22 protein-coding genes, 1 other RNA gene, 1 pseudogene and 1 other annotated feature (1 of these 25 only partly in view) are annotated in these 22,548 nt (G+C 35.7%); of the genes and pseudogenes, 19 read left to right on the top strand and 5 right to left on the bottom strand.

Features of this window, described 5'->3' with window-relative positions; translation table 11 throughout:
* Positions 1 to 90, top strand: a binding site (T-box leader) (it extends 114 nt beyond the left edge of the window).
* Positions 91 to 133: 43 nt separating this feature from the next.
* The 7 genes and pseudogenes from serS to G413_RS0108900 all read left to right on the top strand — a co-directional run bounded on the left by serS (position 134) and on the right by G413_RS0108900 (position 5,899).
* The gene (gene serS, locus G413_RS0108925; RefSeq protein ID WP_022790546.1) at positions 134 to 1,414 is read left to right on the top strand and encodes a serine--tRNA ligase; all 1,281 of its coding nucleotides are present in this window, start codon (positions 134 to 136) and stop codon (positions 1,412 to 1,414) included.
* Positions 1,415 to 1,498: 84 nt separating this feature from the next.
* Positions 1,499 to 1,749: pseudogene (locus G413_RS11395) on the top strand (kinase to dihydroxyacetone kinase).
* 32 nt (positions 1,750 to 1,781) lie between these two features.
* Positions 1,782 to 1,879, top strand: an RNA gene (gene ffs, locus G413_RS11985) — signal recognition particle sRNA small type.
* A 10-nt stretch (positions 1,880 to 1,889) separates the two neighbouring features.
* Positions 1,890 to 2,348 carry a tRNA adenosine(34) deaminase TadA gene (gene tadA, locus G413_RS0108915; protein ID WP_022790545.1) on the top strand — a complete coding sequence of 153 codons (459 nt, stop codon included), beginning with the start codon at positions 1,890 to 1,892 and terminating at the stop codon, positions 2,346 to 2,348.
* 45 nt (positions 2,349 to 2,393) lie between these two features.
* Positions 2,394 to 4,166, top strand: coding sequence for a DNA polymerase III subunit gamma/tau (gene dnaX, locus G413_RS0108910; protein ID WP_022790544.1), 1,773 nt, complete (start codon positions 2,394 to 2,396; stop codon positions 4,164 to 4,166).
* 42 nt (positions 4,167 to 4,208) lie between these two features.
* The gene (gene recR / locus G413_RS0108905) at positions 4,209 to 4,793 is read left to right on the top strand and encodes a recombination mediator RecR (protein WP_022790543.1); all 585 of its coding nucleotides are present in this window, start codon (positions 4,209 to 4,211) and stop codon (positions 4,791 to 4,793) included.
* A 560-nt stretch (positions 4,794 to 5,353) separates the two neighbouring features.
* Entirely contained in the window at positions 5,354 to 5,899 is a 546-nt protein-coding gene (locus tag G413_RS0108900) for a hypothetical protein (protein WP_022790542.1), read from the top strand.
* On the opposite strand, the gene G413_RS0108895 is transcribed toward G413_RS0108900, so the two are convergent.
* Complete coding sequence (locus G413_RS0108895; protein ID WP_022790541.1) at positions 5,896 to 6,447, bottom strand: CYTH domain-containing protein; 552 nt, start codon at positions 6,445 to 6,447, stop codon at positions 5,896 to 5,898. The genes G413_RS0108900 and G413_RS0108895 overlap by 4 nt on opposite strands.
* Before the next feature lie 57 nt (positions 6,448 to 6,504).
* Here G413_RS0108895 and G413_RS0108890 point away from each other — a divergent pair, with 57 nt between their 5' ends.
* Positions 6,505 to 7,278, top strand: coding sequence for an NAD(+)/NADH kinase (locus G413_RS0108890; protein ID WP_022790540.1), 774 nt, complete (start codon positions 6,505 to 6,507; stop codon positions 7,276 to 7,278).
* Here the strand turns inward: G413_RS0108890 and G413_RS11390 are convergent.
* Entirely contained in the window at positions 7,275 to 8,549 is a 1,275-nt protein-coding gene (locus tag G413_RS11390; RefSeq protein WP_022790539.1) for an FtsW/RodA/SpoVE family cell cycle protein, read from the bottom strand. The genes G413_RS0108890 and G413_RS11390 overlap by 4 nt on opposite strands.
* 211 nt (positions 8,550 to 8,760) lie before the next feature.
* On the opposite strand from G413_RS11390, the gene G413_RS0108880 reads away from it, so the two are divergent.
* The 6 genes from G413_RS0108880 (at position 8,761) to G413_RS0108850 (ending at position 16,560) form a co-directional block, all read left to right on the top strand.
* Positions 8,761 to 9,159, top strand: coding sequence for a helix-turn-helix domain-containing protein (locus G413_RS0108880; RefSeq protein WP_022790538.1), 399 nt, complete (start codon positions 8,761 to 8,763; stop codon positions 9,157 to 9,159).
* Between the two features lie 553 nt (positions 9,160 to 9,712).
* Positions 9,713 to 12,256: a DNA mismatch repair protein MutS gene (gene mutS / locus G413_RS0108870; protein ID WP_022790536.1), complete on the top strand. Its 2,544-nt coding sequence runs from the start codon at positions 9,713 to 9,715 to the stop codon at positions 12,254 to 12,256.
* 11 nt (positions 12,257 to 12,267) lie between these two features.
* Positions 12,268 to 14,079: a DNA mismatch repair endonuclease MutL gene (mutL, locus tag G413_RS0108865; RefSeq protein ID WP_022790535.1), complete on the top strand. Its 1,812-nt coding sequence runs from the start codon at positions 12,268 to 12,270 to the stop codon at positions 14,077 to 14,079.
* Complete coding sequence (gene miaA, locus G413_RS0108860; protein ID WP_022790534.1) at positions 14,072 to 14,971, top strand: tRNA (adenosine(37)-N6)-dimethylallyltransferase MiaA; 900 nt, start codon at positions 14,072 to 14,074, stop codon at positions 14,969 to 14,971. Before mutL ends, miaA begins: the two co-directional genes overlap by 8 nt.
* Complete coding sequence (locus tag G413_RS0108855) at positions 14,958 to 15,650, top strand: tRNA threonylcarbamoyladenosine dehydratase (RefSeq protein ID WP_022790533.1); 693 nt, start codon at positions 14,958 to 14,960, stop codon at positions 15,648 to 15,650. The genes miaA and G413_RS0108855 overlap by 14 nt, the downstream gene beginning before the upstream one ends.
* 4 nt (positions 15,651 to 15,654) lie before the next feature.
* Positions 15,655 to 16,560: a diacylglycerol/lipid kinase family protein gene (locus G413_RS0108850; protein ID WP_022790532.1), complete on the top strand. Its 906-nt coding sequence runs from the start codon at positions 15,655 to 15,657 to the stop codon at positions 16,558 to 16,560.
* A gap of 58 nt (positions 16,561 to 16,618) precedes the next feature.
* Here G413_RS0108850 and G413_RS11385 read toward each other — a convergent pair whose 3' ends face one another.
* The 3 genes from G413_RS11385 to G413_RS0108835 form a co-directional block, all read right to left on the bottom strand.
* Positions 16,619 to 17,341, bottom strand: coding sequence for an N-acetylmuramoyl-L-alanine amidase family protein (locus tag G413_RS11385; RefSeq protein ID WP_022790531.1), 723 nt, complete (start codon positions 17,339 to 17,341; stop codon positions 16,619 to 16,621).
* Positions 17,342 to 17,410: 69 nt separating this feature from the next.
* Positions 17,411 to 18,031 (bottom strand): YggS family pyridoxal phosphate-dependent enzyme, encoded by a 621-nt coding sequence (locus tag G413_RS0108840; protein ID WP_022790530.1) that lies wholly within the window; start codon positions 18,029 to 18,031, stop codon positions 17,411 to 17,413.
* A 38-nt stretch (positions 18,032 to 18,069) separates the two neighbouring features.
* Positions 18,070 to 18,612 carry an SOS response-associated peptidase gene (locus G413_RS0108835; RefSeq protein WP_022790529.1) on the bottom strand — a complete coding sequence of 181 codons (543 nt, stop codon included), beginning with the start codon at positions 18,610 to 18,612 and terminating at the stop codon, positions 18,070 to 18,072.
* Between the two features lie 221 nt (positions 18,613 to 18,833).
* Between G413_RS0108835 and tmk the strand changes: the two genes are divergently transcribed.
* The 5 genes from tmk to G413_RS12350 form a co-directional block, all read left to right on the top strand.
* A complete protein-coding gene (gene tmk, locus G413_RS0108830; RefSeq protein WP_022790528.1) occupies positions 18,834 to 19,466 on the top strand; it encodes a dTMP kinase in 633 nt (210 codons plus the stop codon).
* A complete protein-coding gene (locus G413_RS11835) occupies positions 19,459 to 20,391 on the top strand; it encodes a DNA polymerase III subunit delta' (protein WP_022790527.1) in 933 nt (310 codons plus the stop codon). Before tmk ends, G413_RS11835 begins: the two co-directional genes overlap by 8 nt.
* Positions 20,388 to 21,257, top strand: a complete 870-nt coding sequence (gene ricT, locus G413_RS11375) for a regulatory iron-sulfur-containing complex subunit RicT (protein ID WP_022790526.1) — start codon at positions 20,388 to 20,390, stop codon at positions 21,255 to 21,257. Before G413_RS11835 ends, ricT begins: the two co-directional genes overlap by 4 nt.
* On the top strand, positions 21,226 to 22,074 hold the full coding sequence (gene rsmI, locus G413_RS0108815; protein WP_022790525.1) for a 16S rRNA (cytidine(1402)-2'-O)-methyltransferase: 849 nt from the start codon (positions 21,226 to 21,228) through the stop codon (positions 22,072 to 22,074). Before ricT ends, rsmI begins: the two co-directional genes overlap by 32 nt.
* A gap of 238 nt (positions 22,075 to 22,312) precedes the next feature.
* Positions 22,313 to 22,548: transposase-like zinc-binding domain-containing protein (locus G413_RS12350; RefSeq protein ID WP_037614623.1), on the top strand; the 236-nt coding region annotated here is incomplete at its 3' end.

Raw genomic sequence — 22,548 nt, 5'->3', positions numbered from 1 at the left:
AGTATCTGTTTTCGGTACATACCGTTATCATGTCAAGAGATCTTATTTTTTAAGATAAGAAGGGTGGCAACGCGAGACATCGTCCCTTTGTGGTACATGTCTCTTTTTTAATGGACAAAAGGAGGATATAGAAATGTTAGATATTAAATTTGTCCGAGAAAATCCGGATTTGGTCAAAGAGAATATGAAGAAAAAATTCCAGGATGCGAAAATTCCTTTGGTCAATGAAGTTTTACAGGAAGATAAAGAGCTTCGTCAGACTCAGCAGCATGCAGATGATCTGCGAGGGCAGAGAAAAACAATTTCCAAACAAATCGGTGCTTTGATGGGACAAGGTAAAAAAGAGGAAGCAGAAGAAGTAAAACAGAAAGTAGCTTCGATTGCTCAGGAATTGGAAGCCTTGGAAGAAAAGGAAGATAAATTAAGAGAATCTGTCAAACAGAAAATGATGATGATTCCTAATATGATCGATGAAAGTGTTCCTATTGGAAAAGATGATTCAGAAAATGTGGAATTAGAAAAATTTGGAGAACCCGTTGTACCAGATTTTGAAATTCCATATCATACAGAAATCATGGAACGTTTAAATGGAATTGATTTGGACAGTGCTCGTAAAGTTGCCGGAAATGGATTCTATTATTTAATGGGTGATGTAGCTCGTTTACACTCTGCCATACTTTCCTATGCACGTGATTTTATGATCAATAAAGGATTTACTTATTGTATTCCACCGTATATGATTCGTTCTGCCGTTGTTGATGGTGTTATGAGCTTTGCGGAAATGGAAGGCATGATGTATAAAATTGAAGGCGAAGATCTGTATTTGATTGGAACCAGCGAACATTCTATGATTGGTAAATTTATTGATACGATCTTAGATGAAAAAGATCTTCCTTATACTTATACTTCTTTCTCTCCATGCTTCAGAAAGGAAAAAGGAGCGCATGGTATCGAGGAACGTGGTGTCTATCGAATTCATCAATTTGAAAAACAGGAAATGATCGTTGTATGTAAGCCGGAAGAAAGTATGGAATGGTTTAAAAAACTTTACATGAATACAGTAGAATTCTTCCGTTCATTAGATGTACCGGTAAGAACACTGGAATGTTGCTCCGGTGATTTGGCGGATTTAAAATGTAAATCCGTGGATGTAGAGGCCTGGTCTCCTAGACAGAAAAAATACTTTGAAGTTGGTAGCTGTTCTAATTTGACAGACGCACAGGCAAGACGTCTTCGCATTCGTGTAAAAGATGAAAAAGGAAATAAATATTTTGCCCATACTTTAAACAATACTTGTGTGGCTCCACCGCGTATGTTGATCGCATTCCTGGAAAACAACCTGCAGGAAGATGGAAGTGTATTGATTCCAGAAGCGTTACAGCCATATATGGGTGGTAAAAAGAAAATAGGATAACCTGTAAAAGATAATTGTGAATTCATATGAATTTATGATTATCTTTTTTTATAGTATGATGTGTGAAAAAGGAGGGTAATCATCATGATAGAGTTTAAATATGATACACAATTATTGATTGAAGGTAAAAATCTCGATGAAAATAAGATTCATGATTATTTTATAGAGAATTTTAAAGGAGATTGTTTATTGGCAGTAGGTGATGATGAATTGATCAAAATACATTTTCATACCAATGATCCCTGGAAAGTATTGGAATACTGTCCAGCTTAGGAGAAATTTATGATATTGTGATTGAAGATATGGATCGTCAATCTAGAGGATTAAAAGGATAAACTTGTTGAAAATGTAAATTCATATGATATAATGAGAAAGCTACTACAATGATGTCAAATGAATCAGGTCAGGTCGGGAACGAAGCAGCCTTAAGTTTGCTCCATCATGTGTAGTAGTTTTTTTATAGAAAGCTACGAATATGTTAAATGATGAAAAATGGATGAAACAAGCAATCAAACAAGCTAAAATGGCTGCGACAAAAGATGAAGTTCCTATTGGATGTGTTATTGTTAAAGATGATAAAATCATTGCTCGTGCTTACAATAAAAGAGAGATGAATCAACAATCAATTGCTCATGCAGAAATTTTGGCTATCCAGAAAGCATGTAAGAAATTAAAGACATGGCGATTGGAAGGATGCACGTTATATGTAACGTTAGAGCCTTGTCCGATGTGCGCCGGTGCTATCATACAATCTCGTATCGAACATGTTGTCTATGGTGCCTACGATCCAAAGGGAGGTTGTGTTGGTTCTTGTACCAATTTATTTGAAGCAAAAGGATTTAATCATTATCCAAGTTATACAAGTGGAATATTAGAAGAAGAGTGCTCAAGTCTTTTAAAGGAGTTTTTTAAACAGAAACGAAAGAAGGCTTGAGCCTTTATGCTATAATGAAGAGGTTAGAAAGTGAGGTCTGAATTTATGTATCAGGCATTATATAGAAAATATAGACCCCAGAGATTTGAGGATGTTGTTGGACAAAGACATATCATCCAAACATTAAAAAATGCAATTGATCAGAATCGTATAGGACATGCTTATTTATTTTGCGGACCTCGTGGAACCGGAAAAACAACGGTTGCCAAAATCTTTGCGAAGATGTTAAATTGCGAAAGTGAACATCATAAGCCATGTGAAAAATGTGTGAATTGTCAGATGGTTCAAAATGGAAATCATCCGGATATCATAGAAATCGATGCTGCATCCAACAATGGTGTAGATGAAGTTCGTAACTTGATTGAACGTGTAAAATATGCTCCAATGCAAGGAAAATATAAAGTATATATCATTGATGAGGTTCACATGATGACAACAGGTGCTTTTAATGCCCTTTTAAAAACCATTGAAGAACCTCCGGCCCATGTAGTATTTATTTTGGCAACAACAGAACCTAATAAAGTAATTCCAACCATCATTTCTCGTTGTCAAAGATTTGATTTTAATAAAGTATGCATGGAAGATCTGACAAAGCGAATAACAATCGTTTGTGAACATGAGAATATACAAATTGATCAAGAAGCTATTCGTTTAATTGCACAATTGAGTGATGGAGGAATGCGTGATGCGTTATCTATATTAGATCAATGCGTCGCATTTTGCACCTCCAAGATTACTGTCAATGATGTTCGTCAAATTTATGGTGTTGTCACTTTAGATGAACTAGGTGATTTATTTTATGCACTATACAAAAGAAATATAGAATTTGTTGTTCAGAAGCTTCAGGAAGCAGAAGAAGCAGGAATGGATTTAAAACGATTAACACAAGATTTAATTTCATTATTAAAAGACAGTATCATTTTAGATTATGCCGTAAACACAGATTTAGTTTCGAATTCAAATAAAAAGATTATTCATGAAAAGATATCTATGGCCCCTTCTCCATTTAGAGTCCGTGTCTTAGATGAATTGATGGATGTATATAGTAAATTTAATTATGCATCCAGTGTAATTGATTATTTAGAAACAGGTTTATTAAAATCAATTGCCGATTCATATGAAATATTTTCAAAAATAGAACCGGAAAAGAATGAAATCGATAATAGTTTTGATTCTGAAATCACTATGAGCAATAGTAAAAACTCATATGAAACGACATCTGAACAATCAGAAATAGAAGAAAAAAGTGCGAAAAATAGCGATTCTGAGGCAATTTCGGAAGGAAATGAAATATCTGATGTTTCACGTGAAACATTGAAGGATGTGAGAAAAGAAGATCGTAAAATCATATTAAGCGATGAATATGTACTACAATTGCTGGTAGGTGCTCAGAAGACACAAAGACAAATAGATTCCTTGAAACTAAAGGATAATGATATGTATTTATCTGATTTAGATGCGGCTAAATACGCATCAACACTACGTAATGTGAATTTAGTGGCAAGTGGAAACACGTATATGATTGTTAGTGTAAAATCAGAAATTCAGGCAAAAGAGATCAATGCCATGCAGTTGGAAGAAGGATATGAAAACTATACAGAACAATTGTTAGGAACACCTAAGGTAGTTTTCGCAGTTGATTCAGTGCAACATAATCGTGTAATTGATGAATTTAGGCAAAGAATGTTGACACATACCTTACCAGAAGCTGCTGAGGTAATTATTCAACCTAAACTTGAAAAAAGTGAAGTAAGGGAAGAAACGATTGAAGAAAAGATGAAAAACTATTTTCCAGGCATAACAATCATAGATGACTAATCATATGAATTAAAAAGGAAAATAAAAAGATGGAGGAATAGAATGTATCCGAATAAATTTGAAAATCTGATTCTGAAATTTCAAAATCTACCGGGAGTAGGTCGAAAGACAGCTGAGAGATATGCTTTTGAAACATTAAATTGGGAACAACAAAAAAAAGAAGAATTTGTAAATGCTTTACAAGTTTTAATCGATGGTGTAGATACATGTAAGGTGTGTGGTAATCTCAGTGATGGAGATATATGTTCTATCTGTTCAGATCAAAATAGAGATCATACATTATTATGTGTGGTACAAAGCCCTAAAGACATATTGGCCATTGAATCTATTCAAGAGTATAAGGGGGTTTACCATGTATTAAATGGAGTTATAAATACATCAAAAGGAATTCTTCCGGAAGACATAAATATCGATTCATTAGTTGATAGAATAAACAAAGATGAAATTAATGAAGTAATTCTTGCACTTGATCCAACAGTAGAGGGAGAAACTACATCGTTATATATTGAAAAACTTATAGGAAAGGATGTTTTGGTTACACGATTGGCATATGGTATTCCTATGGGTGGTCATTTGGATTATACAGATAGTTTAACCTTATTAAAGGCATTTCAGGGAAGGAAATAGTATATTTGGGACATATCATATGATTAATTTATGAATATTCCTACTGATATGAACTAAAAAACTGCCTATTTTTATTTTCACATGATATAATTCTCCAAAATCATACCAAAATTCATATATTTTCATATATGAAAGTTAAAAAATATGAATAATCATATATTCTAGGAGATAATCGAAATTCTATTTTATTAAAATATATGAAAATCATATTTAAAGATAAATTTATATGAAAAGAAATGTGAATTTAATATTACAAATAAAATTAATTCATATGAAAATAAAATAAAAAAAACGAAAGAGGATTTGTTGTTAAATTATATTCATATGAACGAAAATAATGAGAAGATAAATTCATATGATTTATACAATAAAACAATAAAAACTTAAAATAGGACTATGAAATATCATAGGAAGAAAATATGAAAAATCACAATGTAAAAATAATGTTAAAAAAATTATATGAATATCCTATGATGTTGTGGAAATGAATAAAGAAATATGCTAAGATAGTAAAGCACAATAATAATTTACTTAGGAAAATCATAGGAAAGGGGATCGTAATGGAAGATAAAAAGCCAATAGATGTCTTCTACGATATGGATATAGCGCAAATTTGTCAGCATTTTTCTAAATCAAGAAATACAGTTGATAAAGCAATTGCAAAATTAGTGAAAGATAATCCTGATAAAGATTGGAAATATAAAAATCCAGAAACACGACGGATCACGATCAAAGCAGAAGGTGTTGAACATCTTTCTAAGTATTTTCGTAAAGAAAAACATGAAATTTCTACAGTAGAAATGGAACTTCGATATGAAAATGAAAAATTAAAAGCCATAATAGAAGAAAAAGAAAAAGCACAGGAAAAAATTGAAGAATTATATAAAGAACGTTTAGCGTTGGAAATAGAAAAAAACAAACAAACATTCTTGTTGGAAAATCAGACAAAGGATGAGAAAATTCAAAAGCTTCAACATGAAAATGAAGTTCTTCGAGAAGAAGCTGAATCGGTTGAACAGATGCGACAAAAGATCGAAGATTATAAAAAGAAAGAAGAAGAATACAATTCAAAATCCTTCTTCTATCGATTAACTCATAAATTTTAAGACTTATTAAAAGCTCTGGCAATCTTGCTGGGGCAATTTTTTATATATTGAAGATGAATTGGTTTTAAAATCTGATTAAAATATGAAATCCCATCGTGTTCATATTTATATTCATATTCTAATTCATAATCAACATGATGATCATACTGGGTAATGTCGGCGCATAATGTTGCACGTTCCAAGTCTTTTTCATAACGTTTTGTGGTGAATGATACAATAGGGATTAATTCATGAAAAGGAATGTCATGTGTTTTTAACCAGGTTAGAATTTCTTCATCTTTTATTTTTAGTAAGTCTTTGGTATCTACTTCCTTTTCGTACTCAAAGTGTGTTATCGCATCTTTTCGGATTTTTAATGTAAAAATATATAGATCATCAATGATTCGTATTCTTACAGCACCATTTTTTTGTTTTACTTTTCCATCTAAAGTGTCGTAATAAATATTGGTTTGTATCTTATATTTATTTAAATCATATGATTTTATGATGAAATTCATATCCTCTTCTTTAATTAAAATTTTTAATTCTCTTTCTATAGGTTCTTTCATAAAGTAATCTCCTTTTAAAATATGGTACAATAGAAAACAATGAAAGGAAAGATGAATATGCGTTTTGCGACAATTGTTAGAACGGATGAATATTCGAAATCTATTTCAAAATATGTAATACAAAAGTGTAGTGAGTTTGGATGGGATTATGATACAAACAATCCTGAATTGATCATATCGATTGGTGGAGATGGTACACTTCTACGTGGTATTCATACTTATCTCTCTATTTTAGATCAGATCAGTTTTGTTGGTATCCATACTGGTACACTTGGATTTTTTACGGATTATACACAGGAAGAAATTGATCTTTTTTTAGATGATATTTTCCATAAAGTTCCTTGTTATGAAGAAATGCCTTTACTGGAAATGAAAACTTCTAGAAATTTTGATTCCATTTACGCATTAAATGAAATACGTATCGAATCTGTATCTAAAACATTGTCACTGGACGTGTATATAGATGGCGAATTCTTTGAACATTGTACAGGATCTGGCATCTGTATCAGTACACAGGCAGGATCCACAGCTATAAACAGGGCCTTACAGGGTGCAGTTATTGATGATGGCTTACGGGTTTTACAATTGTGTGAAATCATGCCGATTGCACATAAGAATCACCATTCGCTTCATAATCCTTATATTATGCGATCTGATCGACAAATTATGGTTCGAGGAAAATCATTATCTTTGGCCAGAGCTTGTTTTGATCATTTAGATAAATCGTTAGAAGAAGTGGAAGAACTTTATATTAAAACTTCTGAAAAAAAAGTGCGTTTTGCACGATATAGAAATTATTCGTACTTAAAACGCCTTAAAAATTTATATTAATGTGTTTTTTTGAAGGTCTTGATTAGAGATCTTCTTTTTAATGTGCTTACTTTTTTGGGTCTTTTCTTACCAACTACCCAAACTTTTTTAGAAACCGGAGATATGTTCATCACAATCGCAAAGGCAATAAAGTAAGATAAGATACTACTTCCTCCATAAGAAATCATCGGCAGTGTAATACCGGTGATGGGAACAAGTCCAACAATCATTCCCAAATTTTGAAATTGTTGATATACCAGCATAGCAATGACACCGATTACGACAAATCGATCTGTGCGATCTTTCGTATTGTATGCGATTTTAAACAGTACGATATCAAACGCAAAACAAATCGCGAGAATGAATGTAGTTCCTAACAAACCAAAACACTGTCCTACTGCCGCAAAGATGAAATCGGTATGTGCTTCTGGAATCGCAATGATATCCGCTTGTATTCCATGCCCGCTTAAACCGGCGCTTCCTAAAGATAATAATGCGGTATAGAGCTGATTGGAGCTTCCTTGTATATTTCCTTCTGGATCTAACCAGGCATCAATTCGAGCTAATCGATAATTTGAAAGAAGAACTTCCAACAAATCTCTTTGAAAGAAATAAAGAAAGAAAAATCCAGCGACCGCACATAAAATAAGAATGCCGATGATCCATACATACTGCTTTCGAATACCTGAACATAAAAGTAAAACTAAAGTATTTAATAAGATGATGATCATGACACCGGTATCTGGCTGCAGAAAAATAAGGATCAGAGGAGGTAAGAGAACTTTTCCAATTTTTATTAAAAGTTCTAAGTCATCTTTATTTGTCGGATTTGGATGTTCCTCCTGATGTGTTGCAATGATTTTGGATATCATCACGATCAGTACGATCTTTATAAATTCACTTGGCTGAAAGCTGGCAAAGGGTAAAGAAAACCAGGAAACCGCACCATTTATTTCATTCGCAAAAGGAAGATAAATACTTCCGGAACTGACAAGGATCAAAAGCCGTGAAATTAATAAATAGACTAAGCAGATCATCAAAAAGTTATAAGCTTTTTTCATTAGAGGATAGATGGCTTTATTTTGCATTGAACAAAGAAAGAACATAGCGGTAAAGCCAATGACATACCAAATGATTTGACGGAACATATATCCATATCCAGAACCATCACTGATCAGGTTGAACGCATTGTATAACGCAAAAAAACTTGTAAGTCCTAATAGGATCAACATGATCAGAAAACCTGTATCAATGCGAAATGTATGTTTTCCCAAAGTAATGGTTTGTTTCATCGTACAGCCCCCTTATCTGATTTGTATTAGTATATCATAGTTATGAATAAAACAAGGTCATAATTCAACGTAAAGTATTGTATTATAGTATTCATAATTAGTGTAAACTATGGCTAAACCATTAGACGAGAAAATTAAACTGATGGTCGGTTGAGTAAAAAATATGGGAAGTGATAGGATGCAGGTGAACAATCAAAGGAGTAAGGATACAATGAAAAAAACTTTTGGTACGATGATTGCGACTTTACGCAAAGAGAAAAATTTGACACAGGCGGAAGTAGCCGAAATGATGGGTGTAACTGATAAGGCTGTATCAAAATGGGAAAGAGATTTATCTTTTCCAGATATTAATAGCCTTCCGAAATTAGCGGAGTTATTTGATATGACAGTCGATGAACTGATGCAGGTAAAAGTGGATACGAAAAAAGAAGAAAATACAAAAATTGCTGAAATGATCAATCTGGTCTGTAAAGGAATCGCCTTGGCTATGGGAATAGCAGTCGTTGTCTTATCATTGTTAGAAGAATTGGAAACAGAAAATGCCCTTCGTATGTTGGGATTAGGATTAGCATGTTTGGCAATCTCACAGTTTTCTCAAAATAAAGAATAGAAATATAAGGATGTCTGGCTAGTCAATTCTTTAAAAGGCTTAGATGTCCTTATTTATTTCTTTTCAATACTATTATATTGTAAAGAAATAATGCAAACAGTAATATGTATAATAGATGGCTTCAAGATTTAAATGTATGACTTGTTTAAACATATAGTAAAATTCATTTTTTTCGACTCCGGGATAGAGATAATCTCTTTGAAGACAAAAGAAAAATGCCCATATTGGAGAAACGATGGAAAGAATAAACTGTAAAAAACCAGTAAGCTTATTTCTTTTAAAAAAGATCATGATACTAAATAAGAGACTCACAAAAAAATCCCCAGTAGAATAAACCATATATGAAAAAGTCAAGTCTGGGATACATAAAATCACCTGCCGTATTTATATTATACCAAAAAAGTAGGATATATACTTGTTCTTTATGACAAGGTAAAAATCGATTGATCGATTCGTTGAATTTTTGATTATTCTAAAGAAAGGTGTTGTAGATCTATAAGCAGAGTTTATGGCGCAGAAAAATTTAAAACTGCACTAAAAATTGTTATAATAGGTGCATGGCAGAAAAAAATATACACCGATGATGCAGCATTATATAAAACTAAAGGAAGAAAATCCGGAACCCATTCTATTTTATCGTTTGGGTGATTTTTATGAGATGTTCTTTGAAGATGCTAAATTGGCCAGTCAGGAACTTGATTTAGTTTTAACAGGAAGAAGTGCAGGGGTCGAAGAAAAAGTACCCATGTGCGGTATTCCCTATCATGCGGCGAATTCTTATATACAAAGATTGATCAAAAAAGGATATAAAGTAGCTATTTGTGAACAGCTTTCCGATCCGGGCACATCGAAGGGTTTAGTGGATCGCGGGATTATCAAGATTATTACACCGGGAACCTATATGGATGAAAATCAGGATGCAAAGGCTTCTAACTATATGGCCAGTGTAACGGTATCCAGCTTTGAAATCGTTATATTGTATGCAGAACTGAGCACCGGTGAATTAAAATATCAAACGTTAGAACGATCTTTGGTTTCCTTACAAAAAGCATTATTGGAACAGGAAGTCTGTGAAGTCATCTGTCCTTTGAACTTAGATAAACGCTGGAAACAAGCATTGGAAGAAATGGGAACGTGCACGATTTCTTATCAGAAAAAAACAGAGATAGATCCTAAAGATCTTGTCTTGCTTTCAGAGGATGCTTCGGATGTCCTAAAAATGACATTGGCACAGTTGATGGGCTATTTAAAAGAAACACAGAAGCAGCATATCGATCATTTTTTACCTGCAATCTGTATGAATAAAGAAGCTAATTTGATCATGGATTATGAAACCAAAAATCATTTGGAACTTGTAAACAGTCAATCTTCTAACGATAAAGGATGCAGTTTATGGGATTTTATGGATCGATGTCAAAGTGCGATGGGTTCTCGTCTTTTAAAGCGATGGATCGAAATGCCTTTGTTGGATGTAAATCAGATCAATCAAAGGCAACAGGCGGTATCAAAATTGATCCAGGATTTCATGCTCAGAGAAAATCTTAAAGAGCATTTAATGTATGTATATGATATGGAGAGATTGGCTTCTCGTATGGCTTATGGCAATGCCAGTCCGCGCGATGTACTGCAGTTGGTAGCTACTCTGGAGCATGCCAAGCCGATCTTAGAACTTGCTTCGGCCTTGGAAAGTTATCCGGAATTTATGAATACACCTTCCTGTCAGGATCTGTATCAGTTGATTCAAGGTGCAATCGTACCAGATCCCCCTTTAACAATGAAAGATGGCGGTGTTTTTCAACAAGGCTACAGTCAAGAATTGGATGAACTCCGTGAAATCAGTGAAAAAGGTAAGAATTTTATCTTGGAACTGGAAGCCAGAGAACGTGAAAGAACGGGTGTTAAATCCTTAAAAATCGGATATAACCGTGTTTTTGGGTACTATATCGAAGTCAGAAACGGAAATTTAAGTGCCATCAAAGAAGAATTTGGCTATCATGCCAAACAAACATTGGCCAATGCGACACGTTTTGTGACACAGGAACTTAAGGAAAGAGAAGAACAAATTCTTCATGCACAAGAAGAAAAAGTTAAACTGGAACAAACATTATTTAAAGAACTGTTGGATACGATCAAAGTTCGTCTTTTTGATCTGCATGCTTTGGCAAGTACCTTATCTACGATTGATGTTTTAGTTTCCTTGGCAATCCTGGCCTCTGAAAAAGGCTATGTTTGTCCGTCTTTTCATCCAGATCAAAGTGTATGTATCATAGAAGGAAAGCATCCTATATTAGATGCCCGTATGAAAAAGAAAAAATATGTATCCAATGACTGGATCATGCGAGATGAAGAATCGGTACAGTTGATTACCGGACCTAATATGGGTGGTAAATCTACGTATATGCGACAAAATGCTCTGTTGGTGATCATGGCACAAATGGGAAGCTTTATACCAGCCAAAAAGGCTGAATTGCCAATCTTTGATCGAATTTTTACACGTATTGGTGCCAGTGACGATATCTTGACCGGAAAATCGACATTTATGGTCGAAATGATGGAAGCAAATGTGGCATTGCGATATGCGACAAAGCGCTCGTTGATCTTGTTTGATGAAATCGGACGAGGAACAGCCACCTATGATGGTATGGCTTTAGCACAGGCAATGTTGGAATATATCAATGAAGCCATCCAGGCAAAGACTTTATTTTCGACACATTATCATGAGTTAACACAGTTGGATCAACAACATCCGGGAATTACGAATGTACATGTGGATGTAAAAGAACAAAAAGGAGAGATCGAATTCCGCTATCGAGTGGTTGAGGGAAAAGCCGATAAATCGTATGGTATCAATGTTGCACGATTGGCGCATTTGCCAAAAGTAGTGTTGGATCGTGCCAATCAGCTTTTACGGGATTTTGAAAGCCAGGGCGTATCGCAGGATTATCAGCCCAGTCTTTTTGTCATGGATCAGGTAGAACCAAAAAAATCAGAGATCATGGATCGCCTGCAAAATCTGGATGTTGATTCTATGACGCCAAGAGATGCACAGGATTTCTTATACGAACTGAAAAAACTGGCAGATGCCATTGAAGAATAAAAGGAGGACAAATGTCCAAAATTCAAGTATTAAGTGAACATTTAACGAATATGATCGCAGCCGGTGAAGTTGTAGAACGTCCGGCAGGCATTGTCAAAGAATGTGTGGAAAACAGTATTGATGCCGGTGCCAAGGTTATTGATATCGAAGTGTTTCAAGGCGGTATTGAAAAGCTGATCATTACTGATGATGGAAGCGGTATGGACTATGAAGATGCCCAAATGGCTTTTATGCGCCATGCGACCAGTAAGTTGCAGCAGGAAGAAGATCTATTCAATATCCACACTATGGGCTTTCGCGGAGAAGCATTGCCAAGTATCGCTTCTGTTGCCAAAGTAGAACTGCAGACCAATGATGGAAATCAGGGAACATTGATTCGATATCACTATGGAGAGCTTGTCACCAGGGAAAAGTGCAGCTGTCCGCTAGGAACAAGAATTGAAATCAGTTCGTTGTTTTTAAAGACACCGGCTCGATTTAAACATCTAAAAAGTATATCGTATGAATTTAGTATCATTGCCGATCTGGTCAATAAAATGGCTTTGTCTCATCCGGAAATTCGCTTTACTTTATCGCATGATGGACGTATCGTGTTTCAAACTTCCGGAAATGGAAATTTACAGGAAATTCTTTATCAGATGTATGGAAAAGAAGTGGCATCCAATGCGATTCCTTTTGAACAAAAAAGCGATGATTTTCAGATTTCAGGCTATGCCGTGCAGCCAAAGATCAACCGGGCTACAAAATATTTTATGTTTATTACGATGAATACACGTCTAATTCGTAGTATTCCGATTCAAAAAGCAATTTTAGATGCCTATTCCCATTATATGCCTTCCAATCGATTCCCCATCGTAATTTTGGATATCAAGACCGATGCACAGTTGGTGGATGTCAATGTCCATCCGAACAAATGGGAAATTCGTTTATCAAAACAGAGTGAATTGTTGGAATTGATCAAGAAAACATTGATGGAAGCAATCTCTTCTTCTTTACGGACTGTCAAAGTACAGCCAAAATCGACACCGGTCTTTGAACAACAACAGATCTCCTTTCCATATCCGGTAAGAAAAGAAGAAAAACAAGTTATCGAACAACCTAAAATACAACCGAAGATCAAAGAAGATCCTATCACAAAGGCTTTTGATACCTATCAAAAACCTATTGAAAACAAGGTGCAGGAACAAGAAGAAGTCTACGTGGCACCGATCGAAAAAGAAAAAGAGACGACAGTCGGTTATGATTTCTTTTGTCATCTTCGAGTCATAGGACAATTAAAAGAATCCTATATTTTATGTGAAAATGAAGAGGGTTTGGTCATTATCGATCAACATGCAGCACAAGAGCGATATCACTATGAACAGCTTGTAGAAAAACTCAGTCAGCCAACCACACAGACACAACCCCTTATGGTTCCGATACAGCTTCATGTTTCCAGTAATCTGGTAGCACAGGTGGAAAAGATCAATGAACAAGTCAGCTTTTTCGGGCTTTCTTTTGACGTTTTCGGAACGGATCAATTACTGGTTCGCGAGATTCCTTTATGGTTTCAGGATGTACATCAGGAAGATTTCTTTTATGATCTGTTAGATTATTTTGCGCAAAATCAGGAAGTCGATATGGAAATGCTTCGTAAACATGTGATTGCGACCATGGCCTGTCATTCTTCAATTCGTTTTCATAGAGCTTTAAATCGATCTGAAATGGAACAAGTCATCCTTGATCTGCAAAAGTGTAAACAACCGTATCATTGCCCGCATGGCAGACCTACGGTCATCACCATGAGTGATAAAGATCTTAGAAAGGAATTTGAACGTGGATAAAGTTTTGGTTATTGTCGGACCTACAGGTATTGGTAAGACTTCACTTTCCATTCAACTTGCCAAAGCATTTCATGGAGAGATCATATCCGGTGATTCCATGCAGGTATATGATCAAATGGATATTGGTACCGCAAAGATCACAAAAGAAGAAATGGAAGGAATTCCCCATTATCTGGTAGGCATACAAGCTTATGATAAACCTTACAATGTTAAGATTTTTCAGGAAAAGGCCAGGGAATCCATTCAAATAATCCTTCAAAAACAGAAGCTTCCGATCTTATGTGGAGGCACCGGTCTATATTTGAAGGCGGCCTTATATGATTATGTTTTTGAAGAAGAAACCTTTGATGAAGCTTATACGAAATATTTGGAAACACTAAACAATGATCAACTCTATGATTTGTTGAAAAGTAAAGATCCTTTATCCTGTGAAAAGATTCACCCGAACAATCGAAAAAGAGTGATTCGTGCTTTACAGATCGTCCATAAAGGTCCATCTAAAAGTCAAAGAGAAGCGCTTCAGGAACATAAACCTTTGTACGATATTTATTTTTTAGGTTTAGATATGGATAGAGGCTTATTATATGAAAGAATCAATCAACGCGTAGAAACCATGTTTGAACAAGGGCTTGTACAAGAATCGACAAGATTGTTTCAAGATTCAAAAACATGGAATTATACCAGCTTCCAGGGAATTGGTTATAAAGAATTTAGACCTTATTTTGAAGGAACGGAAACGTTGAATATGGTCAAAGAAAATATCAAGAAACACTCCAGACAATATGCCAAAAGACAATATACATGGTTCAAGCACCAAATGCCGGTGCATTGGTTTGACAAAGAGGACCCACAAATAATGACAAAAATCAGGGAATGGTATGATGGAAAATAAAAGAACAGAGGGACTTCTTGGAAAAGAAGCGGTCAATAAATTGGTAAAGCAAACCGTAATGGTTGTAGGATGTGGTGGTGTTGGTTCATTTTGTGTAGAAGCATTGGCAAGAACAGGCGTAGGAAATTTGATTCTGATCGATGCCGATGTATTTGAACTCAGCAATTTAAATCGACAGCTGCCGGCCACATTGGAAACACTGGGAAAATATAAAGTCGATGTTTTAAAAGAGCGTATTCAAACGATTAACCCGGAATGTTGTGTAAAAACATATGCCTTTTTTTATGATTCAACAAAAGATGAAGAATTATTTTCAGCGTCGATAGATTTTGTGATTGACTGCATTGATTCCATTTCCAGTAAGCAGGATCTCTATAAAGCTTGTCTTCAAAGAAATATACCGTTTCTTTCCAGTATGGGGATGGCCCGAAAGAAAGATCCCACAGCGTTAAAAATTATGGAGATTGAAAAAACATCGTATGATCCAATGGCTAAACGGTTACGGATTTGGAAGCGTAAAAATAAGATCCGAGATAAAATATGGGTGGTATCCAGTGTAGAAGCACCGGTTAAACAAGAACCGAATCAACCACTTTACTCTATGATCTTTGTGCCGGCTACGGCTGGCTTGTTGTTGGCAAATGAATGTATTCAAAGACTTTTAAAGAAAGAAGGATAAGTTTATGAAGGATGTATTTATCATCAATCCCTATTCCGGAAAAAAAGAACAGTATGCTTTGATGCAGCAAATCAAAGAGAATTTTCAAGGGAAACGAATTATCATTGAAAAGACAAAAAATCCGGGACATGCACAGTTTATTGCGCAAAAATATGCCTTAAAGACAGAAGAAGAGGTTCACCTTTTTGTTTGCGGAGGCGATGGTACGCTTCATGAAGTAGTTAATGGAATGGCCGGCGCCAAGCATGTATATCTATCGGTATTGCCTACCGGAACAGGAAATGATTTTATTAAGAGTTTTCCGGCTCTTACTGCGCAAGATTTTTTAAATCTTTCCGAATATGAAAATCCGGTAGAAATGGAATGCGATTTATTAAAGGTGAATGGGGAGTATGTATTAAATACAGCTTCGATCGGCTTTGATGTTCATGTAGCTGATTATGCGAACAAATATAAAAAGTATATTCCGGCCGGAGGAATCATTCCTTACTATATGGGAATGTTGGCAAGTCTTAGAAAGCCATTAGGTCATACATATCGCATACAGATTGATGAAGATCATCTTCCGAAAGAAAAATATACTTTTCTTGTCTTTGCCAATGGGCAATACTATGGTGGTGGATACAGACCCTGTCCGAATGCTTTGTTAAATGATGGCATGATGGATATTTGTTTGATCAAAGATGTTAAGAGAACACAAATTGTATCGATGGCCAAGTTGTATGAAAAAGGAGAACATGTGCAATATCCAGAATTGGCAATGGTAAGCCAAGGTACAACTTGTCATGTAGATACTGAGAACAAAGAAATACTGATGAATCTGGATGGAGAAGTCAGACCGGTAAAAAATCCTACAATTGAAATTGTTCCTAAAGCGATACGATTGTTGTTGCCAAATAAAACAGAATAAACAAAAGGATAGATACAAGACTCTCTTTTGAGAACCATACTTGTTTCTATCCTTTTTTCTAATCAAGATTTTTGTCTTTTAAGATTTGATGGATATATGATTTTGCGATGGCTTTCGCAATGACTTTTTGGTTTTTGCTTTGTTGAAGATCGGTACACTCCTGATAATTGCTCATATAACCAGCTTCAAATAATAAAGAAGGAATGGTTTGTTCACTGACAACATACAAAGGATATTCTTCGACAAATAAGATACCACGATTGTATTCCCAGCCACTTTCATCTAATTCTTCAGCGATGTTTTCTGCGATTGCCTGAGAAGTCGCATCGTTTTGGCGTACATAGCTTTCGTAGCCAAAAGCACCCGGATCTTCATTGGAATTCATATGAATGCTCAGATAATAATCCGCTTTGTTCTCTTGTGCAAATTGAACGCGTGCTTTTAAATCCTCTTCTTCATTTTCGGGCCAGGTAATTTCATCACTGTCTCTTGTATAGATGATTTTTATTCTAGGTTCTTCCTTTTCTATCTCTTCTCCAACGGCTAACGCAATTTCTAAATTGATGTCTTTTTCATACGATCCATCGGCACCGATGGTTCCCGCATCATATCCTCCATGACCGGGATCAATACAAAGTGTGGCAACTGTTTCCACAGGCTCATCACTTTGCGTATCCTGATTTATATGGAGCCAGGAAAAAACACCAAGGATACAACACAGACATAAAATTACCAACAAACCGATTTTAACTTTTGGTTTTAATCTTCTTTTTTTAGACATGCGCTTAGTATATCACCTTTTTTTTACAGAAAGCAATTTTCACATGAAGTCACATTTTTTAATAAAACGTTATTCAAACAAAGCCGTTCCGATTCGAACCATGTTGCTTCCATGTTCGATCGCAATCTTATAATCATGACTCATTCCCATTGATAATGTATCGATCTGCGGATAAATAGCTTTCATTTCTGTATAGAGAGAGTGCATAGCTTCAAACTCTTTAGCTACCAGATCCATATCTTCTGTATGGGTAGCCACACACATAAAGCCTTTTACCTGGATATGCTTTAAAGTGCTGATCTTTTCTAAGAAAGAAGCGGCTTCTTCATAGGCAAGTCCTGTTTTTAAAGGATCATTGGATATTTTGATCTGCACAAGAACTTTCTGAACCAGATCTTGTTTTGAGGCTTGTTTTTCAATCTCCAAGGCTAACTTTTCAGAGTCTAAAGATTCGATCATATCAACTTTTCCTATAATATATTTGACTTTATTGGTCTGCAGATGGCCGATGATATGCCATGTGTAGGCAGGATCATACTTTTCAAGAAATTCCTGGACACGATTTTCACCAAATGTCGTAAGTCCGGTTTTAGCCATTTCATCGATCTGTTCTTTTGTTCTTTTTTTCGACACCGCAACAACCTGCAGATTTTTATAACTTTTAAGTTCTTCAATTAACCGTGTATTCATTGTACAACCTTCTTTCGAGTATCATTATAATTCTTCGTTTAGAAGAAAGATAGCTGTTTTTGTCTTTGCTTAGACTGCAGTAAAGGGGGAATACTTTGAAGGATGGAAATCAGGGCAGAAGAGTCTTGCAGCCAGGCGCGACATAGCTTTTTATCTAAGATCAACGGCATGCGATTGTGTATAGCATTGACCGACGGATTTGCTTTTGTCGTTAATATCACAAATTGATCGTTTTCATAAATTCCTGCCATATACAACATTTGATCAGCAAGATAATACGAGGCCTTTTCTTTTAATTTTGTCCATTCGTAATAACAAGTACAGGGAACAATACAACGATTTTTATAGATCGTATTTCGAAAAGAAGGCTTTTCCAATATCGTTTCACTGCGAGCATTGATCAATAAAGACTGTTTTTGCCATCCAAACCGCATGATCTTTCCCTGTATTCTTTGGTTGGATACGATCCAGGTAAAGGCAGGATCGGTTGGTCGAATCAAACCTTTTGGAATCGAAGGAAGAAGCGATTGTTTTTGTAGGGTTTTGGCATCTTTTTCATCCACATAAAATTGTCCACACATCGTATCACCTTTTTGATTAAACCTAACAGGAATTCATGAAATTTTCAAGACAAGTGCAGTGTTATATAAGTATTCATGAACTATAAAAGAATGAAAATTGAAAAGATGAATAGGAATAGTTTGGCAATTAGGTAAAGTGATGTGATAAACTAAAGGAGATTCTTGTCAAAAAAGAGTCAGTTTTAAGGAAACAGAAAGATTTACACTAGGTTGGTGACAATATGAAACAAGGTGTTTTTATTACATTGGAAGGAAATGATGGTGCCGGTAAAACGACGGTCTGTATGGGATTGAAAAAAGAATTAGAGGCAAGAGGGTACTCGGTTATTTATACAAGAGAACCGGGAGGATCCAAGATTGCGGAGGAAATACGAAATATTCTTTTGAGCGACGAAAATGAGAATATGGATCCCAGAACTGAAGCGTTGTTGTTTGCCGCAAGTCGTCGTCAGCACTTAGTGGATATCGTACTTCCGGCATTACAGGAAAAAAAGATCGTGCTTTGTGATCGGTTTGTTGACTCCAGCCTGGCTTATCAGGGATACGCAAGAGAAATAGGTATTCCGGAAATCTGGGATATCAATCAATTTGCGATTCATGATTGTATGCCTCAAAAAACTATCTTTTTAAAGGTGTCGATGGAAACCGGACAAAAACGAATGAACCAACGAGGAGAAAAAAATCGTCTGGATAATGAACAAAGTGATTTTCATCAAAAAGTGCGTCAAGGTTATGAAACATTGATTCAGATGTATCCAGATCGAATCTGTGTCATCGATGCAGAGCCGGAGCCTGAAGTAGTTCTTCAGTCCGTTTTACATGAAGTTTTGAAGGTGATTCAAAGCTATGAATAAGGAACAGTTAAAGAAAGAACAGCCGGTCGTATATCAAACCTTGTCAAACGCCTTAAAAAGAGATCATCTGGCCCATGCCTATCTATTTGTCGGACCTAAAGGTAGTCCTAAAAATGAGATGGCTGTGCTGTTGGCGCAAAGTTTGGTTTGTCATCATACGGACAGCGATGGTTTTGCCTGTCAGGAATGTGATGTCTGTCAACGAATTCGAAAAGAAGAAGCCATTGATTTCAAGTGGATACATGGTGATAAAAATCGAATCAAGAAAAAAGATATTTTAGATTTACAGTCTTTTTTTGAGGCTACCAGTGTGGAAATAGAAAATCGAAGGATCTATTTTTTGGAACAGTTTGATCAGGCAACACCGGATGCTTCCAATTCACTTTTAAAATTTTTGGAAGAACCTAGACCGGGAATTTTTGCGATCATCAGCGCCGATGAAAAATCAAATGTATTGCCGACGATTCAATCACGTTGTCAATGGATTCAGTTTAGACCAGCCTCTAAACAACGCTTTATAACAATGTTGGAAGAAATGACGGATACTGAAAGTGCGAAAATGTTGGCACAGTTTGGTTATACGATGGAGCAGGCTAAGGAAATCCTTGCCTGGCCGGACTTTGATCTGATCAAAGATTCTGCTAAGAAATATACGATGAACTGGGATGATCTTTCTATGATTCTTTCCATGCAAAGAGAAGTGTTTGTCGCAAAGTCCGAACACATGCAGAAAGAAAAGATTCGTTTTTGGTTGGAATGTGTATTGTATTACACAAAAGAAAACAAAAAGGGTATTTCATTATCCAAACAAATTCATATTCAGGAAATCCTTATTGAAGGAATGGATATGCTCCGCCGTCCGATTGAACTCGCGTTATTTTTAGATAAACTGTATAATCAGATAAGAAAGGTTGTGATATCTTGAAAAACAACGAGACTCAAAACGAAAATCGTAAATATAAATATATTGTTTATATCCAGTTTGAAGAATCTAAAAAAGCCTATACTTTTGGCTCCGATATACCTTATAAAGAACAAGATATGGTTGTTGTAGAAACGGTTCGTGGAAAAGAGTTGGGAAAAGTTTGTTCTGATTCCATCCTTTTCGATGCCAAAAAAGTAAAAGGAGCCTTAAAACCGGTTTTGCGTTTAGCTACGGAATATGATCTGATTCAAAAGAGCGAAAATGATGAAAAGGCTAAAAAAGCGATGAAGATCTGTCATCAGTGCATCGAAAACTTGGAATTGGATATGCATCTGATCAGTGGTGAATATACATTGGATCGTTCTAAAGTCATCTTTACTTATGTCAGTGATGATCGTGTGGATTTTCGCCAGTTGTTAAAAGACTTGGCTGGTCAGTTACACTGTCGCATTGAGCTTCGTCAGGTTGGACCTAGAAATAAAGCTAAAATGGTTGGTGGTTTGGGAAACTGTGGAATGGAAACTTGTTGTTCGCGATTCCTTACCGACTTTGAAGCAATTTCCATCAATATGGCTAAAAACCAGCTTTTGGCTTTAAATATTCAAAAGTTGAGTGGGCAGTGTGGAAAACTGATGTGCTGTCTGCGTTATGAAAATGATGAATATACAAAGCTGCGAGAAGGCTTGCCAAAAATCAATTCACAGATTACTTTTGAAGATACTCGTTACCGCATTACTTCAATGAATGTTCTTCAAAGACAGGCAAAGTTAGAAAATAAAGAAGAAGTTCGTTTTGTTTCTTTTGATGAGCTTTGGCCGGATAGGAAAAAGAAAAATGAAAAGGCAAAAAAGCTTCCAAAACAATAATTCAACTTTGTATTTAGTGCCAACACCGATTGGAAATCTGCAGGAAATGACACCAAGAGCATTAGATGTGTTAAAGCAGGTGGATGTGATTGCGGCAGAAGATACTCGCAATACAAAAAAGCTTTGTATGGCATATCAGATTCAAAAGCCTCTGATTTCTCATCATGAACACAATCAAGCTACCAGCATTCCGGAAATTCTGATTTTGTTAGAGCAGGGAAAACAGGTAGCTGTCGTCAGTGATGCGGGTTATCCGTTAGTTTCGGATCCGGGGCAGAGACTGGTAAAAGAAGCGATTGAAAACGATTTTAATGTAGTTTCTTTATCCGGTGCCAATGCGGCCACCAATGCACTGGTGGCCAGTGGTTTATCGACAGAGCATTATTTGTTCTATGGCTTTCTTGACAATAAGAGCAGTCGGCGAAAGAAACAACTGGATGAACTCAAGGATTTTCCATATACGATGATTTTCTATGAAGCGCCTCATCGAATTGAGGATATGTTACAGGATTGTTTGGAAGTATTAGGCAATCGAAATATCGTCTTAGCGCGTGAGCTGACGAAAGTGTATGAGGAATATATACGAGGAACGATAGAAGAGGTTTTAGAAATCGTATCTTCTTTAAAAGGTGAAATGGTGGTCTTAATCGAAGGAAAGAGACAAGAAACAAAAATCTTTGATATGAAAGCGGCACTCAAACAAGTACAAGCTTTAGTGGATGAAGGAATGAAAACCAAAGAAGCTATCAAACGGGTAGCACAGGAAATGAACGGTTCTAAAAATGAACTGTATGAAGCGTATCATAAACAATCTTGATCTTGCGAAAGCAGGATCTTTTTTTGTATAAGGGATGGAAAAATGCAATTTTTGAGGTCAAAATGGGGTGGAAAAATGCAAATTTTAGGGCTGAAATAGGGTGGAAAAATGCAAGAAGATTACAATTTTATTTCGAATTTATCAAAAATCCAACGCTAAATTCAACTAAAAAGTTGATGACCTAACATGAATAGCGTCAGATTCAGGGATATTCTTTGACATGTAAAGGAGATTCCCTATGATTAATGAAACATTCTTGAACCATCTAAAACCAGTAGAACTCGAATTCATTCAAGCCTTCATTTATAAACTGACAAGCGACAAAATAACTCTGGATACAACAAATTCAGAAAATATTGAATCTACTGTATCCCGTTGTCCGCACTGTGGATCTTTTCATTTTGTGAAAAATGGATTTAACAAAAAGCACAGGCAAAAGTATCTTTGCAGAGATTGCGGGAAAATATTCAGTGA

Source organism: Faecalicoccus pleomorphus DSM 20574, from assembly GCF_000420345.1.
Taxonomy (GTDB): Bacteria; Bacillota_I; Bacilli_A; order Erysipelotrichales; family Erysipelotrichaceae; genus Faecalicoccus; species Faecalicoccus pleomorphus.
The sequence above is the reverse complement of the archived record's forward strand: the minus strand, read 5'-3'. Positions and strand labels throughout refer to the sequence as shown.